Annotated in this window: 13 protein-coding genes; 8 read left to right on the plus strand and 5 right to left on the minus strand. The window is 46.3% G+C overall.

The annotated features are described in order from the left end of the window. The first annotated feature begins 9 nt into the window (after positions 1-9). The 3 genes from BMX95_RS07440 (at position 10) to BMX95_RS07450 (ending at position 3,509) form a co-directional block, all read left to right on the plus strand. Complete coding sequence (locus BMX95_RS07440; RefSeq protein ID WP_081201423.1) at positions 10-1,179, plus strand: glycoside hydrolase family 88 protein; 1,170 nt, start codon at positions 10-12, stop codon at positions 1,177-1,179. Between the two features lie 146 nt (positions 1,180-1,325). Further along, the gene (locus tag BMX95_RS07445; protein WP_081201425.1) at positions 1,326-2,747 is read left to right on the plus strand and encodes an alpha-L-fucosidase; all 1,422 of its coding nucleotides are present in this window, start codon (positions 1,326-1,328) and stop codon (positions 2,745-2,747) included. 150 nt (positions 2,748-2,897) lie between these two features. Beyond that, positions 2,898-3,509, plus strand: a complete 612-nt coding sequence (locus BMX95_RS07450) for a NanQ anomerase/TabA/YiaL family protein (RefSeq protein WP_081201427.1) — start codon at positions 2,898-2,900, stop codon at positions 3,507-3,509. Positions 3,510-3,599: 90 nt separating this feature from the next. Here the strand turns inward: BMX95_RS07450 and BMX95_RS07455 are convergent, their stop codons facing one another. From BMX95_RS07455 to BMX95_RS07475, 5 genes are all read right to left on the minus strand, one after another. Further along, on the minus strand, positions 3,600-5,135 hold the full coding sequence (locus tag BMX95_RS07455) for a hypothetical protein (RefSeq protein ID WP_081201429.1): 1,536 nt from the start codon (positions 5,133-5,135) through the stop codon (positions 3,600-3,602). 19 nt (positions 5,136-5,154) lie between these two features. Continuing rightward, positions 5,155-6,027, minus strand: coding sequence for an AraC family transcriptional regulator (locus BMX95_RS07460; RefSeq protein WP_081201431.1), 873 nt, complete (start codon positions 6,025-6,027; stop codon positions 5,155-5,157). 420 nt (positions 6,028-6,447) lie between these two features. Next, complete coding sequence (locus BMX95_RS07465; protein ID WP_081201433.1) at positions 6,448-7,407, minus strand: alpha/beta hydrolase; 960 nt, start codon at positions 7,405-7,407, stop codon at positions 6,448-6,450. Between the two features lie 39 nt (positions 7,408-7,446). Further along, a complete protein-coding gene (locus tag BMX95_RS07470) occupies positions 7,447-8,271 on the minus strand; it encodes a rhomboid family protein (RefSeq protein WP_081201435.1) in 825 nt (274 codons plus the stop codon). A gap of 102 nt (positions 8,272-8,373) precedes the next feature. Then, entirely contained in the window at positions 8,374-9,393 is a 1,020-nt protein-coding gene (locus BMX95_RS07475; RefSeq protein ID WP_081201437.1) for a LacI family DNA-binding transcriptional regulator, read from the minus strand. A gap of 149 nt (positions 9,394-9,542) precedes the next feature. On the opposite strand from BMX95_RS07475, the gene uxuA reads away from it, so the two are divergent. The 5 genes from uxuA to BMX95_RS07500 all read left to right on the plus strand — a co-directional run bounded on the left by uxuA (position 9,543) and on the right by BMX95_RS07500 (position 15,405). Further along, positions 9,543-10,709 carry a mannonate dehydratase gene (gene uxuA, locus BMX95_RS07480; RefSeq protein ID WP_081201439.1) on the plus strand — a complete coding sequence of 389 codons (1,167 nt, stop codon included), beginning with the start codon at positions 9,543-9,545 and terminating at the stop codon, positions 10,707-10,709. A gap of 983 nt (positions 10,710-11,692) precedes the next feature. Further along, the gene (nusG, locus tag BMX95_RS07485) at positions 11,693-12,193 is read left to right on the plus strand and encodes a transcription termination/antitermination protein NusG (RefSeq protein ID WP_081201441.1); all 501 of its coding nucleotides are present in this window, start codon (positions 11,693-11,695) and stop codon (positions 12,191-12,193) included. Positions 12,194-12,221: 28 nt separating this feature from the next. Further along, positions 12,222-13,517 (plus strand): nucleotide sugar dehydrogenase, encoded by a 1,296-nt coding sequence (locus BMX95_RS07490; protein WP_081201443.1) that lies wholly within the window; start codon positions 12,222-12,224, stop codon positions 13,515-13,517. Positions 13,518-13,526: 9 nt separating this feature from the next. Next, positions 13,527-14,525 carry an SDR family oxidoreductase gene (locus BMX95_RS07495; RefSeq protein ID WP_081201445.1) on the plus strand — a complete coding sequence of 333 codons (999 nt, stop codon included), beginning with the start codon at positions 13,527-13,529 and terminating at the stop codon, positions 14,523-14,525. A gap of 43 nt (positions 14,526-14,568) precedes the next feature. Then, complete coding sequence (locus tag BMX95_RS07500; RefSeq protein WP_081201447.1) at positions 14,569-15,405, plus strand: polysaccharide biosynthesis/export family protein; 837 nt, start codon at positions 14,569-14,571, stop codon at positions 15,403-15,405. Positions 15,406-15,412: the final 7 nt, after the last annotated feature.

Consider the following 15,412-nt stretch of genomic DNA (forward strand, 5'->3'; position numbering starts at 1 on the left):
ATTATAAGAATGCATAAAAAATTTGCTGGAACAATTGCTTTGCTGACTATAGGATTGCTGTCACAGGCGCAAAAGGTAAAACTGGCGCCCATTTTTGCAGATGCCGAAAAACAAACCCAGGTAATGCTTACCAGTGTGGCCGAAACAAGAGGCGGCAATACCGAGCTGGTATCACCCCGTACCCTGGAAAATGGAAAACTGAAACTGGTTCCCGCCAAAGACTGGACCAGTGGTTTCTTTGCCGGTGAGTTATGGATGCTGTATGCGTTCACCCATAAACCGGAGTGGAAAACAAACGCAACGGACTTTACTGCGAGGGAAGAAAAAGAAAAACTCAATGGCGGCACCCACGATATGGGTTTTAAAATTTACTGTAGTTACGGCACGGGCTATCAGCTTACCAAAGATGCTGCGTATAAAGAGGTGATCATTCAGTCGGCCAAAACGTTATCAACCCGGTTTAATCCAAAGGTGGGTTGTATCCGTTCCTGGGACCATCACAAAGAGCAATGGGGCTATCCCGTGATCATCGATAATATGATGAACCTGGAATTGTTGTTTGCCGCTACCCGGCTCACCGGCGATTCTTCATTTTATAAAATAGCGGTAAGCCATGCCAACACTACTATGAAGAATCATTTCCGGGCTGATTATAGTTCCTACCACGTAGTGGATTATGATACCGTAACCGGCAATGTGGTAAAAAAGAACACACACCAGGGTTATGCCGACGAAAGCGCCTGGGCGCGTGGGCAGGGTTGGGCCTTGTATGGTTATACCATGTGTTACCGCGAAACAAAAAATATAGTTTATCTCCGGCAGGCAGAGAAGGTGGCCAAATTCATTTTAACCCATCCTAATTTGCCGGCAGATAAGATTCCTTACTGGGATTTTAATGCGCCCGGCATTCCCAATGAACCACGCGATGCCTCTGCCGCAGCGGTGATTGCCTCCGGTTTGTACGAGTTGGCCAAATACAGCAAGAATAAAAAAGAATACCTCACGGTAGCCAATACCATCCTGCAAAACCTCACCAACAATTATCGTTCGCCCATAGGTGAGAATAAAGGCTTTATTTTGTTACACAGCACCGGTTCTAAGCCAGCTAATAGTGAAGTGGATGTTCCGCTGAACTATGGTGATTACTATTATTTAGAAGCGTTGCTGAGATCGAAGTAGGGAAAGATACCCCCCTCTATTGGAGGGGGAAGGGGGGAGGCCCTAACCGGTAACCAGCAATCGGTTAATATAATTTAATAAAATGCAGGTAGTAGGGAGAATTGCTAAAGTGATATTTCGTTAGTTGCACATAAAAAGAAGCTAATATGAAAAAAGTAGTTGCTGCATGGGTGCTGTTATGTTGTTTGGTGCAAACGTCATTTGCACAAACAGCGGCAAAGGAATCGCACGATAAGCGAATGGAGTGGTGGCGCGAAGCCCGTTTTGGGATGTTCATTCACTGGGGCGTGTATGCCGTGCCAGCCGGTTATTACAATGGCCAGCCCATTAAACGCATAGGAGAGTGGATCATGAACCGCGGGAAAATACCGGTGTCCGATTACCAGGAATTTGCAAAGCAATTCGACCCGGTTAAATACGATGCCGATGCCTGGGTAAAAATGGCCAAAGATGCCGGTATGAAATACATAGTGATCACCGCCAAACACCATGATGGTTTTGCTTTGTTTAAATCAAACGCCAGCAAATGGAATATGGTAGATGCAACGCCCTATGGCAAAGACCTGTTGAAACCCCTGGCAGAAGCCTGCCGCAAATATGGTATTAAACTGGGCTTTTATTATTCCCAGGCGCAGGACTGGAACAACCCGGGTGGCGCCGCCTCCCGCAAAGCTGCCAGCGAAGGCTGGGACAATCCCGATTCAACCAAAATAGATGCCTATACAGCCGCGCATGAGGGTCATTGGGACCCTACGCAAACCACCAAAACCATGGCGCAATACATTGATGAAGTAGCCGTGCCGCAGGTAAAAGAACTGCTCACCAATTATGGCGATGTGGCCGTACTGTGGTGGGATACCCCTACTGGTATGACCGATGAGTTTGCCGGGAAATTAAATGCAACCCTGGCGCTGCAACCCAACATCATCACCAACGACCGGTTAAAGCGTCCCAACTTTGCTGGTGATTATAAAACACCGGAACAAAGAATCCCCAGAGAAAGCGAACTGGATGGTAAAGACTGGGAAACCTGCATGACCATGAACGGTACCTGGGGTTTCAAAAAAGATGACCACGAATGGAAAAGCACAGAAGTGATTATCAGAAATCTGTTAGACATTGCTTCAAAGGGCGGTAATTACTTATTGAATATTGGTCCCAGGGCCGATGGCACTTTCCCCGATGAAAGCATCGCCCGGCTGAAACAGGTAGGCGACTGGATGAAAGTAAACGGCGAAGCAGTTTACAGTACAAAAGCCAGCCCCTTTCCCACATTCACCTGGGGACGTTGTACAAAAAAAGAACAGAACGGAAACACCACTTTATACCTGAGCGTGTTTAACTGGCCTGCCGATAAAAAACTGGTAGTATCAGGATTGACCCAACCGGTTACCTCGGCTACTTTATTAGCCGGTAATAAAAAGCTGGCTACTGCCGCTTCAAAAGATGGACTGGTAATTACAGTACCGGAACAGGCACCCGATAAAATTGCCACGGTAATTAAACTGCAGGTAAAAGGCGCAGTGGCCGACAAGCGTTTTACCGGCGCGGGCACCAGTGGTTTGTAAGGTTGACCTGTAAGGTTCGCCATAGGGTTTTAAAATTATCAGTTGGTTTAAGCGATCCTGACAGGTCAAATCAGGTCTTCGTATTAAAATGTGCCATCTCGTTTAGCGGGGTGGCACATTTGCTTATATTTACAGCTATAATTCCCGCATATGAAAAAAGGATTTTTGTCTGTACTATTAGTCGCCTTTTCTTTTGCTTTTGTTAATGCCCAGTCCGGGGCCGATACGGTGATTACAAAAAAGAAAGCGGAAAAATGGTTCAAGAAGCAAGAGTGGTTGAAAGGGGCACCGCTGAAGCCGCATAAGTCAATCAACAAAGAAGAGTTTGCCCGTCAGTACCGCATCAATAAAGCGTATTGGGATAAAGCGTTTGCCTTTTTGAAAGAGCAAAACCTGCAAACAATAGCCAAAGGAAAATATCCTATCGATGGCGATAATGTATTTGCATCGGTAACAGAAGATCCCAGCAAAGATTTCGATAAAACCAATTGGGAATCGCACCGCAAATACATCGATGTACAGTGTGTGTTGGTAGGAGAGGAAAGAATGGGTAAATGGCCTGTGGCGGAAGTAACGTCTACCACCAAACCATATGATGAAACAAGAGATGTAGCCAATTATACCGCCCCCGGAAAATTCTACAACATACCCGGTGGCACCTTTATCATCTTTTTCCCCGGCGAAGCACACAGACCTAACATTACACCTGGGGGAAATAAGGTAGTGAAGAAACTGGTGATTAAAGTAAGAGCTGCGTCTTAATAGTTTTAGGTTTAAGGTTCAAAGTTGAAAGTTCAAGGTTTCTGATTATCGGAACTTTGAACTTTCAACTTTCAACTGTTTTCCCATTGCCTATTTCCCATTGCCCATTGCCTTTCTCGCTCGCAACTGGGTTATATAAAGTGATCCTGGTTCAAGACCGTCTTTCTTCTGCCCTTCCCACTCCCCATCCGGACGTCCTTTCAATCTGCCGTCGTATTTGTCGCCTTTCAATCCAATGCAATAGTTTTTTCCGTCGGCCCATGGGCTTTGAACGGCCGCGCGTTTGGCGGTGCAGTTCCACAATATTTGCGTAACGCCAGACCAGCCATGACCACTGCCCCAGTTGCCACGGTCCTGGATGTTTATTTCCCCATCGGTAACAATATTATCGTACAGGGTGCCTGAAGCCCAACGGTGGTGCGGGCCGATATCGGCATGTGTTTGTTTTGCGGTGCAGTTATAAAAAACGTTGGGTCCGCAAACGCGGGCGCCGGTAACATAATCATGACGGCCTTCGGTGGTTTGGCAATTCATAACCAGGTTTTGTTGCCCGTCATTGTTGAATGAATAGCGGCGGCCGCCGGTTATCTGCGATTTGGCATCCAGACAGCGGCTGTCGGTCACGGTGATCCATTTGGCCAGGTCGTTCAGGTGAACACAGGCATACCCAAAATAACGGGAGGTTACGTTCCGCACCCAGCCATTCTCGATTCTGTTGAATTGAATAGCCGTCCAGCCATGGTCTTCCGACGTGTCTTTATCGTAAGTAGATTCACAGCGCAATTGCTCGATGCCTACTTTCGACAGGCGGCCATTGAAATTGTATTTATAAATAAACCCGCCGCCGTATTGCTTTTCCAGCGACATTACCACCGGATTGTCGAGGGTGATGGTATTGCCTTGTACTTTAGTGATGATGCGTTCGTACCGCAGGTCATATTCTTTGGGTTGCCATTGTTTGGTGCCGTCGCGTGCATCGATGACATCCATTTTCAGGTCTTTTATCCAGGCTTCAGTACCGGGGCGGAACAAAATGACTTTATCACCTGTTTTAAAGTTGGCGGCCGATTCAACCTGGAAGGAAGTAGCCCCGGTAGGCACGTATGCATCGGTGATAGCAACTCGGGTGCCGGGCTGTTCTTCTATATTTCCGGTTCCACTAACCATGATGAGCGAGCGTTGGGTGTTTCCGGTGGCAATTAGTTTGGTTTCGTTCTCTCCATCGCCCTCGCCGCGCAGAATAATGCCGCTGGCGGCAATGCGAATGGTACCGGGGATCTTGTAGACACCTTTCTTCAATAAGATGGTACCGCGAAAACCATTGTTATCAGGTGCTTTTTTCGAAAGCTCGTCAATAGCGTCCTGAATAATGGCCTGGCTGTTATCCTCACCCGCTGAAATGGTTTTTACCACGGGAACAGTGGGGATGGGCTGGTCGCCCTGGTAATAACCTACACGGCTGAAATCGGGTAAGATATTTCCTTTTTCATCGGGGTGGTATTGTAAGGTGCCATTGGCGTTTAGGGTAACGAATTTCGATTCCCATTTACCGGCTGGGGGTTGAAAACCTGCAGCCAGCACAATAGCGGTCGATACAACAAGCAGTTGTCGAGGGTGTTTGATCATACCAATAATGTAGCGTGATTTACTGTTTTTGGATAAATTCTTTCTGGTAACTCAGGGGGCTTTTACCGGTGATGAGTTTAAAATATTTGTGAAAGCTGGTGAAATTATTGAACCCGCTTTCGAAACAAAGTTGTTTAATGCTCATTTTGTTCTCGATCAGTAATTTACAGGCATAGCCTACCCGCACTTCAATCAGGAATTGCGAAAAGGTTTTGCTTGTTTTTGATTTGAAATACCGGCAAAATGAGTTGGGACTTATATTTGCTACAGAAGCAATTTCATCTAACTGAATGGGGCGTTTGAAATTCCGCAGGGAGAAATCGTAAATGGCGTTGATGCGGTCGTTCTCGTTTTCAGGCAGTTCGTGTTTAAACCCGATGCTCGACAAGGCCTGTAAATTCGGGCATTCTGCAATGGCTGTTAAGGCCTGGGTGAGCAGTAAAATGCGGTGCGGTCCTTCGGTATGTAACAAAACATCCAGGAATTCGGCCACTACTATCCGGGTTTTACCAGTGATCTGGATGCCACGTTTTGCTTTTTCGAGAATGTTTTTGATCTTGATGTTTTCCGGCAGTTGCAGGAATTGTTCTCCCCAGAAGTTTTCGTTGAAATGGCAAACCCTGATGTCGGCTGCGGCGGGTTCCTTTTCATTAAAATAATTGTCATTAAAACGCCAGTAATGCGGCAAACCTGAACCTACCATTACCACATCGCCGTTTTTAAAATTTCTGATGCTGTCACCTACAAACTGGGTACCTTCACCCTTTCTAAAGTGGATCAGTTCAACTTCCTGGTGGTAGTGCCAGCGGTTGTTGATGTAAGGAACAAGATCCTGACGAACGCTGAAAGAATGGCGGATCTCTTTGGATACTTTTAATAACTGGGGCCTCATAATTAAGCTGCTTTTACTTCAAATGGCAATAAATACTGCAATCAGGGGTAATTTAGCTTAACTTTTAGCAGTGGCGAAAAAACTCTACGCTAACGTTTCCGTAACATATGCAGATTTTCCTGCTGCGTCTTGCAACCTTCTAATTCATAAAACAGTCGCGTCGACACCTGGCAAACTCCGGTGTGAGTTCTGATCTGATTTATGCCAGATTCCTGTCAGATTTAGCCTAATCTCGCTGTTGTTCCATTCAATCTCCGTATATGTTCCGTACATGTCTCGTACCTATAAAGAGACGTGACATATACGAGACATGTACGGAACATATACGAAACATGTACGAGACTTCGCTATATCTGAAATAAAGATATCAGGGCTCCGGAGTATATCCGAAGCCAGTAAATAAGGGATTTGACAGCTATCTTAATGCTTGTTTACGAACTCCGAAATGGATTTTACCAGTTCGTCGCTGATGGGCAGTGTGGGAGTTATGTAGGTTTCCAGGTTGGCTTTTCTGTCGCCTTCCACTATTCTGAAGATATGGTTCATGTTCTTTATCAACAATATTTGTGCCTTGGTGTTCGATTTTGCCAGCAGGTTAGCGTCTTCTTCTTTTACCTGTAAATCGTTGGTTCCCTGGAGAATTAGAATGGGGATGGTGAGTTTTTTTATCTCCGCCTGTGGGTCGTAATGAAACCAGGAGATCATATAAGGCTGAACGCTGGGCCTGAACAATGCAAACAGCATTTTGGGCACATTGGCCACTTGTTTTCCCAGCACCAGGCTGTCGATAATGGGGTAGCTGGAGTCTTTTACTACCGGTGGCTGGGCTGCCAGTTGTTCTTTCAGTATTTTATCGGCAGAACGGCCAGCGCCGGCGATGGAAATATACCCATGCGCGGTGTTGTGTGCAGCGATCATGCCAATGAGTGACCCTTCACTATGGCCGGCTACAAATACTTTTGAAAAGCGTTGGTCTTTCTTCAGCCATTCAATCCAGCCGCGGGCATCGTTTATGTAATCTTCAAACCGCAGGTCGGCTTCGGTTTTTCCGGCGGCTTTGCTTTCGCCAATACCGCGTTTGTCGAACCGCAGCGAAGCAATATTGTTGAAAGCGAGGCCATAGGCGAGTTTTTGCAGGCCCTCATTTTTCATCATGGGGTTGTCGCCATTACGGTCTGTTGGGCCCGAACCGGCAATGATAAGAGCCACCGGCATTTTGGCCGGCGCACCTGTTGGAATGGTTAAGGTGCCGGAAATATCGCCGCTGGCCGTATGCAGTACAACATTTGTTTCCGTATAAGTGGTATCGATAGCTGCTGCCGCCATAAATGGAAGCGTTACAAGCAGGAACAGGAAAGGCACAAGCCTGAAATTTTTCATAATCGGTTTATCTTGGTATGGTAATCTGTGGCGGAGTGGTTATTTCTTACTGTACTCCCTCAGCATTTGTTTTTCTTTCTGGCTCAGGCTATTCATGCCCCGTTTACTTATTTTGTCGAGGATCCGGTCAATTTCCTGTTGCTGATTGAATTTACGCTCGTTGTATTTGTGATCTACCGAGTAGTGGTTCTTGTGCATATTGAAAAACAGGTTGTCGATAAGCAGGATGTGCGGCCTGGTTATGATCAGGTAAATGAACCCCAGGGTGGGGACCGCGATGATTAAAATAGTCAGCCAGTTTTCAATCAGTGCAGCTGGTTGCAAGGCGATAGCCACCAGCATACCGATCATGGCGCCGCCCAAATGCGCTTCATGCCCCACGTTGTCTCTTTTTGAACGTACCCCATAAATGGTAAGGCCAATGTACAGCAGGCCAAACAGCCAGCCGGGTAAGAAAAAGATCCTGATACCGGGATCCAGTGCAATGATGGCAAAAATGCCGCCATTTACGGCGCCGGAAGCACCTACGGACGTGTAATCGCCCTGGTTTTTATAGATCAGCAGGGAAAGCAGGTTGCCGCCTACCATGCTGGCAAAATACACCAGTAAAAACCCCAATGGCCCCAGTGCGCCGACAAGCAAATCAGCAAAGAAAAACAAGCCCAGCATATTGAAAATAAGGTGCATCCAGTTCACATGCAAAAAGCCAGAGGTAACGAGTCTTTTATAATCCTTGTACAATCGAACCTTGTCGACCCCAAATTCGTATTTCTCAAAAAAGAAATGGTTTTTAAACCCCTGGTAGGAAACTACACCGGTTACGATGATAACTATCCAACTGATATATCCTGCAATTCCGTTCATAATATGAATAAGTTCATTGTAATAAACATACTAACGATAAGCGAAGGTTGCAAATAATTGTTAATTACGGACTGTACGCTTTACAAAAGGGTAATAGCGCGTTTATTGACCGGTAACAGCCGTAGAAGCCCGCTCAATTAGCTGCGAAGGCAGGATCATTTTTTTCTCGTAGGGCATCAGCATCTTCTTTTCTATCAGTTTAAACAAAATGCTGGCTGCTTCACGGCCAATATCGTACGCTGGTTGAATGATGGTAGAAAGCGCAGGGTCGAATAAGGCGGCCGCCTGCAGGTTCGAAAAACTGATCACCTTCACGTCCTGCGGAATATGCAGGTTTATTTCCTTGCATACTTCGTACGTGTTTACCGCAAATTTTTCAATGGCAGCAAAAATGCCATCGGGGCGGGGCTGGTCCTGAAACAGTTTTCGTAATATTTCGCGGTTGGTATAATCTTTCGATGTTAGTTCAACGATCTGGGGTGGCGTAGCTATTTTAAATTTTTCCAGTGCCGAAAGGTAGCCCACTTTGCGCCGGTTTGAAATGGAAAGATTGCCTGCCATTCCCAAAAAAGCGATGTTTTTGCAACCTCTTTTCAACAAATGTTCCGTTGCCTTGAAAGCCATTTCGGCGTCGTTGGTCATTATGTTGGGCACATCGAGCTCTTCACTGGTTCTATCAAAAAGTACCACGGGAATGCCCGCCTGCCGCCAGGCATCGATGTGATCGTAATTGCTGGTGGTATTCGATACCGAGATCATAATGCCATCTACCCGGCCATTACGCAGCAGTTGTAGAATATCGCGCTCTTTGTTGTAATCTTCGTGCGACAGGTAAATGAGCACATGGTAACCTTTGCTGGGCGTTACCGATTCAATGCCATTGATGACCTGGGAGAAAAAGTTATTTTCTATTTCCGGAATGATGACGGCAATTGTCTTGCTTTTGTTCTGGCGTAAACTGCTGGCATGGGGATTGGGTTGGAACCCAAGCTTCAGGGCCAGTTCGCGCACCCGTTCTTTGGTTTGCGAACTGATTTCATGACTGTCGCGCAAAGCGCGGCTAACCGTTGAAACGGCCAGGTTCAATTCTTTCGCTAACTTCTTTAAATTCACTTGATCCATATAGGCGGCTTCCCTTGCAAAGATTGAGAATTACGGGCTATTTTTGCAACATTTTTCGAAATCGTTTGCAAAGAAATTGCTAACTATTCTGAAGTATGTATTCATTACAAATTGTATCCTTGTAAAAATTGCGCTCTAAACAATTACTTATGTATCAATTTGAACAAACTATGCGCTGGTTCGGCCCTTCCGATCCGGTTAGTCTGGCTGATATTAGACAAGCTGGTTGTACTGGTGTTGTGTCTGCATTACACCATGTACCCAATGGTACCGCCTGGACCAAAGAAGAGATCCTGAAACGCAAACAAACCATTGAAGCCGCCGGATTAACCTGGTCGGTGGTAGAAAGCGTTCCTGTGCATGAAGACATCAAAACACAAAAGGGAAATTACAAACAATACATTGCCAACTATTGTGAAAGCATTCGCAACCTGGCAGCCTGCGGCATTTATGTGGTTACCTACAATTTTATGCCCGTGCTCGACTGGACACGCACCGACCTGGCCTACACCGTTGAAGACGGCAGTAAAGCCCTCCGGTTCGAAAAAGCTGCCATGGTGGCATTTGACGTGTACATGCTGAAAAGACCCGGCGCAGAAAAGGATTATTCTGCCGATGAACTGGCCAAAGCAAAAGAGCGACTGGCCGGCATGTCGGACGATGAAAAGAACCTGTTACAGCGCAATGTAATCGCTGGTTTGCCCGGAAGTGAAGAAAGCTTCAGCCTGCAACAGTTTCAGGCCGCCCTCGATACCTACGAAGGCATAGACGCCAGCAGACTGCAGCAAAACCTGATCGAGTTTTTACAACAGGTAGCGCCCGTAGCCGATCAGGTGGGCGTAAAACTGGTGGTTCACCCCGATGACCCCCCATATGCTATTTTCGGTTTACCCCGCGTGGTAAGTACCGCCCAACAGGTACAACAGTTGTTCGAAGCGGTGCCCAATACCAGCAATGGCCTTTGCTTTTGCACCGGCTCCTTTGGCGTACGCGCCGATAACGACCTTCCCGCTATGGTGTTACAATTTGGCGACCGCATCAATTTCATTCACTTACGCAGCACCCAGCGCGATGCAGACGGTAATTTTTACGAAGCAAACCACCTGGAAGGCGACGTAGACATGTACAGCGTAGTGAAAAACCTGGTTCTGGTAATGCAAAAGCGGCAGGTTAACCTGGCTATGCGTCCCGACCACGGCCACCAAATGCTGGATGATCTGAATAAAAAGACCAACCCCGGTTATTCGGCCATTGGGCGTTTACGCGGCCTGGCGGAATTGAGAGGATTGGAGTTGGGGATAGGAAGGTCGATGTAGGAGGGCAGTAGGCAGTGGGCTAGCAGCCAATGGGCAATGGGAATAGCCGAAAGCTGCAATAGGCCCTCCTACGCCAAGGCTTCGGGGGACGAAGCAGACGGCAGACAAAAAACAGCCAAAAGCCAAATACAGCCCCAAGCTGTAAGCATTTAGCTATAAGCTGGTACAACGCTACGCAGAAATACTCAAGATACAAGGCACAGGATCTCTTTTGAGGTCTTGTGCTTTTTTATTTGGAACCTAAACCCACACCTGCCACCCGCAAAGCGGGACAAGCTCTCCCAGGAGGGGATTCCTTTTAGGTGTTAACGTATTAACCTGTTAACCGGCCTCGCCCGCCGGAGCCTTGGCGTAGTCGGGGCGTAGTCGGGTCAACTTTCTGCCTTCCTTCCTACTGCCTACTGCCCACTGCCTACTGCCTTTGGCTGTTTCTGTCTGCCTTCTGCCCTCTGCCCTTAATGTTATACCAATGATTACAGTTTATTAATAAGGTGCCGGTAAACCAACAATATGTACGTATTACTAATTGATTGATAGGTATCTATTTCATTGTAAAGCTGACTGGGTATTTTAGAAATTACCACATTATGGTATATAAAAATAGACGGCCGATATTGCATAATATCAAAAAACTTTCTACTTTTGAGCGACTTCATTAACCTCTGATCGTCCAACATCCTCTGTAATTACCGGTCGTTACCCGATTTTCCTTTCGAATCACCCCATTGGCCCGATTTCCTTCGAAAGCCTCTGAACCAATCCTTTCGAATAGCCTCTGGTTTACTATTTACTTGTGTACCGTTTTTGATTTATTGGACCTCAATAGCCTATTACGATCTGATATTCTCGTGACAAACGCAGAAGGGATGGTCATGTAGCTATTGCCTTTTATTGGATTTTGAGTTTAAATTTTTTTGTTTCTCAGTAGCGCGTGTGACTGAGGGAAGCGGGAGCTTTGCGTTGAAACGTATATAACCGGAAAAATGAATACAAATTTACGTTGGTTTGCTTTATACACCAGGCCCCGGTGGGAGAAGAAAGTAGCAGATCTGCTGGGCCTGAAAGAAATTGAGAATTATTGTCCGATTCAAAAGATCGAAAGAAACTGGAGCGATAGGAAAAAGATTATATTCGAGCCCTTATTCAAATCGTACGTACTCGTACGCCTTGCGCCCAAAGCACACATTCCCGTACTTCAAACAGATGGCGTAATCGGATTCGTAACATTCCAGGGAAAACCAGCAGTAATTCGCGATGAAGAAATTGATATAGTGAAGCAGTTCCTGCAAAATTACGAGCATATACAGGTAGAGCGAATTGATGTAAACATACATGATGAAGTAACTATTATTAACGGTCCGCTGGAGCAACAAACCGGCCACGTGATGGAAGTGAATAACCGAAGTGTAAAAGTGATGTTGCCTTCATTGGGTTTTGCCCTGGTAGCAATTGATAAAAATAACCTGTCAAAAGGTTCGCAATAAAATAACTAACATCTAAATGAAATATTGAATGGAAGCGAAGCAGTATCACTTAACGGTAATCGGGTTGGGATATGTAGGATTACCCCTGGCAGTTGAATTTGCAAAAAAATATCCTGTCGTAGGCTTTGACATCAATAAAGCACGTATAGCCGAACTGAGATCTGGTAACGATCACACCCTGGAGATCAGCAGTGACCAACTTGCTGAGGTACTTAAAAAGAAGTTAGATAATACAGCCGGCTTGTGGGTGAGCGATCAGTTGGAAGAAATTAAGATCACCAACGTATTTATCATAACCGTTCCTACACCGGTTGATAAATATAACCGCCCCGATTTGACCCCGCTGGTAAAAGCGAGTGAAACAGTAGGCCGGGCATTGAAGAAAGGCGATATTGTAATATATGAATCAACTGTATACCCCGGTGTAACGGAAGAAGAGTGCGTACCTATTCTGGAAAAAGTTTCGGGACTTACCTTCAATAAAGATTTTTTTGCCGGTTACTCACCCGAGCGTATCAACCCCGGCGATAAAGAACACACCGTTACAAAAATTAAAAAAGTAACCTCCGGTTCAACCCCCGAAGCTGCGAAAATTGTAAATGATATCTATAGCAGCATCATAGTAGCAGGCACGCACATGGCGCCTTCTATAAAAGTTGCGGAAGCAGCTAAAGTAATTGAGAATGCACAACGCGATATCAACATTGCCTTCATCAATGAACTGGCCAAAATATTCAACCTGCTCGATATCGATACCCAGGAAGTACTGGCAGCCGCTTCAACAAAATGGAACTTTTTACCATTCCGCCCCGGTTTGGTGGGTGGTCACTGTATAGGCGTTGACCCTTATTACCTGGCACAAAAAGCTATGGAAGTGGGTTACCATCCTGAGATCATTCTGGCCGGACGCCGGTTGAACGATGGCATGGGTGCGTATGTAGCCGGTGAAGTGATAAAACTGATGGTGAAGAAAAGTGTTCCGGTTTACGGCAGCAAAGCCCTGGTATTAGGGATCACCTTTAAAGAAAACTGCCCCGACGTTCGCAATACCAAGGTGATCGATATCATCCGCCACCTGCAAAGCTACCACGTAGATGTGGATGTATATGATCCATGGGCCAATCCCGATGAAGTAATGCATGAGTATGGCGTAAAGACCGTACAGGAATTACCGGCCACCCAGTCGCAATACAACGCGGTGATACTGGCGGTAGCGCATAAACAGTTTGGTTATGAAACCATCAAGAAGTTATGCAGCGACCAGTGTGTGCTGTTTGATGTGAAAGCCCATTTAGGAAAAGATTTAGTTGATGCACGCTTATAACTATTAATTATGTACAATCAGAAATACCATACAGCGGATATTAGCAAGGCTACCTTCCTGGTAACCGGAGGTGCTGGTTTTATAGGTTCAAACATTGTTGAATATTTATTAACGCATGGCGTTGGTAAAGTGCGGGTGCTCGACAACTTTAGTACGGGTTCCATGGAGAATATTGAACCTTATTTAGCCCGTCCGGAGTTTAGTTTGATAGAAGGTGATATCCGGGACCTGGATACCTGCCGCCGCGCAGTAGACGGGGTTGATTATGTGTTGCACCAGGCCGCATTGGGTTCTGTGCCGCGCTCCATCAATGATCCCATTACCAGTAATGAAGTGAACGTGAGCGGTTTTTTGAATATGCTGGTAGCGGCCAGGGATGCGGGTGTTAAAAGAATGGTGTATGCCGCGAGCTCAAGCACTTATGGCGATCACCCGGGTTTGCCCAAGGTAGAAGATAAAATAGGTAATCCGCTGTCGCCATACGCTGTTACCAAATATGTAAATGAACTGTATGCATCGGTATTCAGCCGTACGTACGATTTTCATACCATCGGGTTGCGTTACTTCAACGTTTTCGGGCCCCGTCAGAATCCTCGTGGGCCATACGCAGCCGTTATTCCTTTGTTCATTCAAAGTGCGTTGAACCACGAGGCGCCCTTCATCAATGGAGATGGCGAGACCAGCCGCGATTTTACATTCGTTGAAAATGCGGTGCAGGCAAATATCAAAGCTGCGTTAGCGCCAGTGAACACGCATGAAGTAGTGAACATAGCCGTAGGTGATAAAACCACGCTGAACGAATTGTGGAAACACATAACAGATTTTATCGGCATCGATCTGGCGCCCCGTTACCGGGAAGAGCGCAAAGGAGATGTGCGTCACAGCTTGGCCAATGTGAGCAAGGCTGAACAACTGATCGGTTACAAGCCTGTAGTAACCATTCAAACAGGATTACAAACCACCGTAGAGTGGTATAAGCAGTCGTCTTACCTGAAAGTAACTTCATAATCCGGCCTCCTGGTTAATGCGCCATTAATAAAATAACGTACAAATGAATAGAAACCACTTGCATCCTGCACTTGCGTGCAGCGTTGTAGCGTTTGTTATTATTATGCTTACCACTTCTTGCAGTACCGGCAAGAAGTTAAATTACTTCAATGATCTGCCTGATGCGGAAACATATGAATTGAAAGCAATGCCTGTGCCAGAACGTATTATTGAACGGGGCGACCGCCTCGATATCAATTTTATTGTACGGGACCAGGAGAGCGCCGCGTACTTCAATAAACACACTATGGCCGGAGCCGCCAACGTGGCCGCAGCTGCGGTTGGTGTAGGTGGTGCAGGTGGGGGCGGAGGCGCCACCGCCGGTGCCGATTATGTGGTTAATGAAGAAGGCGAAGTAGAAATTCCGGTTGTTGGCCGCCTTAGGCTGTCAGGCTTAACTATCAGTCAGGCAAAACAAAAATTATACAGTGCAGTAAGCCCATACCTGAAAGAGCCTTTGGTAGAAGTGAGCTTCACTTCTTTTAAGGTAACTGTATTGGGTGAGGTAAAGACCCCGGGTTCTTTTGTGATACCGTCGCAACATGCGACGTTGTTCACAGCCCTGGCCGCCGCCGGTGATCTGCCGCACAGTGCCAAACGCTTCGATGTTCGCCTGTATCGTGACTACAACGGAAAAAGAACGATCAGGAAATTCGATTTAAGAAAGGCCAGTGTGCTGGAAGATCCGGATATTTTTCTGATGCGGCCAAATGATGTGATCTATGTGCAGGCACGTTCAGGTTCTATCTTCAAAGAAGAATCTGGCCTGGTTGCCTCCCTGTTCACCATCGTTATTTCGGTAGTAACTCTCGGCTTTACCATTCACAATACAACCAAATAAAACTTTC

It is taken from the genome of Niastella yeongjuensis (genome assembly GCF_900110245.1).
Classification (GTDB): domain Bacteria; phylum Bacteroidota; class Bacteroidia; order Chitinophagales; family Chitinophagaceae; genus Niastella; species Niastella yeongjuensis.

What these genes read in the sequence shown, in the direction of transcription:
- nusG (WP_081201441.1), top strand. Translation starts at nt 11,693, where the DNA reads ATGAATACAAATTTACGTTGGTTTGCTTTATACACCAGGCCCCGGTGG.
- BMX95_RS07475 (WP_081201437.1), bottom strand. Translation starts at nt 9,393, where the DNA reads ATGGATCAAGTGAATTTAAAGAAGTTAGCGAAAGAATTGAACCTGGCC.
- BMX95_RS07450 (WP_081201427.1), top strand. Translation starts at nt 2,898, where the DNA reads ATGAAAAAAGGATTTTTGTCTGTACTATTAGTCGCCTTTTCTTTTGCT.
- BMX95_RS07455 (WP_081201429.1), bottom strand. Translation starts at nt 5,135, where the DNA reads ATGATCAAACACCCTCGACAACTGCTTGTTGTATCGACCGCTATTGTG.
- BMX95_RS07440 (WP_081201423.1), top strand. Translation starts at nt 10, where the DNA reads ATGCATAAAAAATTTGCTGGAACAATTGCTTTGCTGACTATAGGATTG.
- BMX95_RS07460 (WP_081201431.1), bottom strand. Translation starts at nt 6,027, where the DNA reads ATGAGGCCCCAGTTATTAAAAGTATCCAAAGAGATCCGCCATTCTTTC.
- uxuA (WP_081201439.1), top strand. Translation starts at nt 9,543, where the DNA reads ATGTATCAATTTGAACAAACTATGCGCTGGTTCGGCCCTTCCGATCCG.
- BMX95_RS07445 (WP_081201425.1), top strand. Translation starts at nt 1,326, where the DNA reads ATGAAAAAAGTAGTTGCTGCATGGGTGCTGTTATGTTGTTTGGTGCAA.
- BMX95_RS07470 (WP_081201435.1), bottom strand. Translation starts at nt 8,271, where the DNA reads ATGAACGGAATTGCAGGATATATCAGTTGGATAGTTATCATCGTAACC.
- BMX95_RS07500 (WP_081201447.1), top strand. Translation starts at nt 14,569, where the DNA reads ATGAATAGAAACCACTTGCATCCTGCACTTGCGTGCAGCGTTGTAGCG.
- BMX95_RS07465 (WP_081201433.1), bottom strand. Translation starts at nt 7,407, where the DNA reads ATGAAAAATTTCAGGCTTGTGCCTTTCCTGTTCCTGCTTGTAACGCTT.
- BMX95_RS07490 (WP_081201443.1), top strand. Translation starts at nt 12,222, where the DNA reads ATGGAAGCGAAGCAGTATCACTTAACGGTAATCGGGTTGGGATATGTA.
- BMX95_RS07495 (WP_081201445.1), top strand. Translation starts at nt 13,527, where the DNA reads ATGTACAATCAGAAATACCATACAGCGGATATTAGCAAGGCTACCTTC.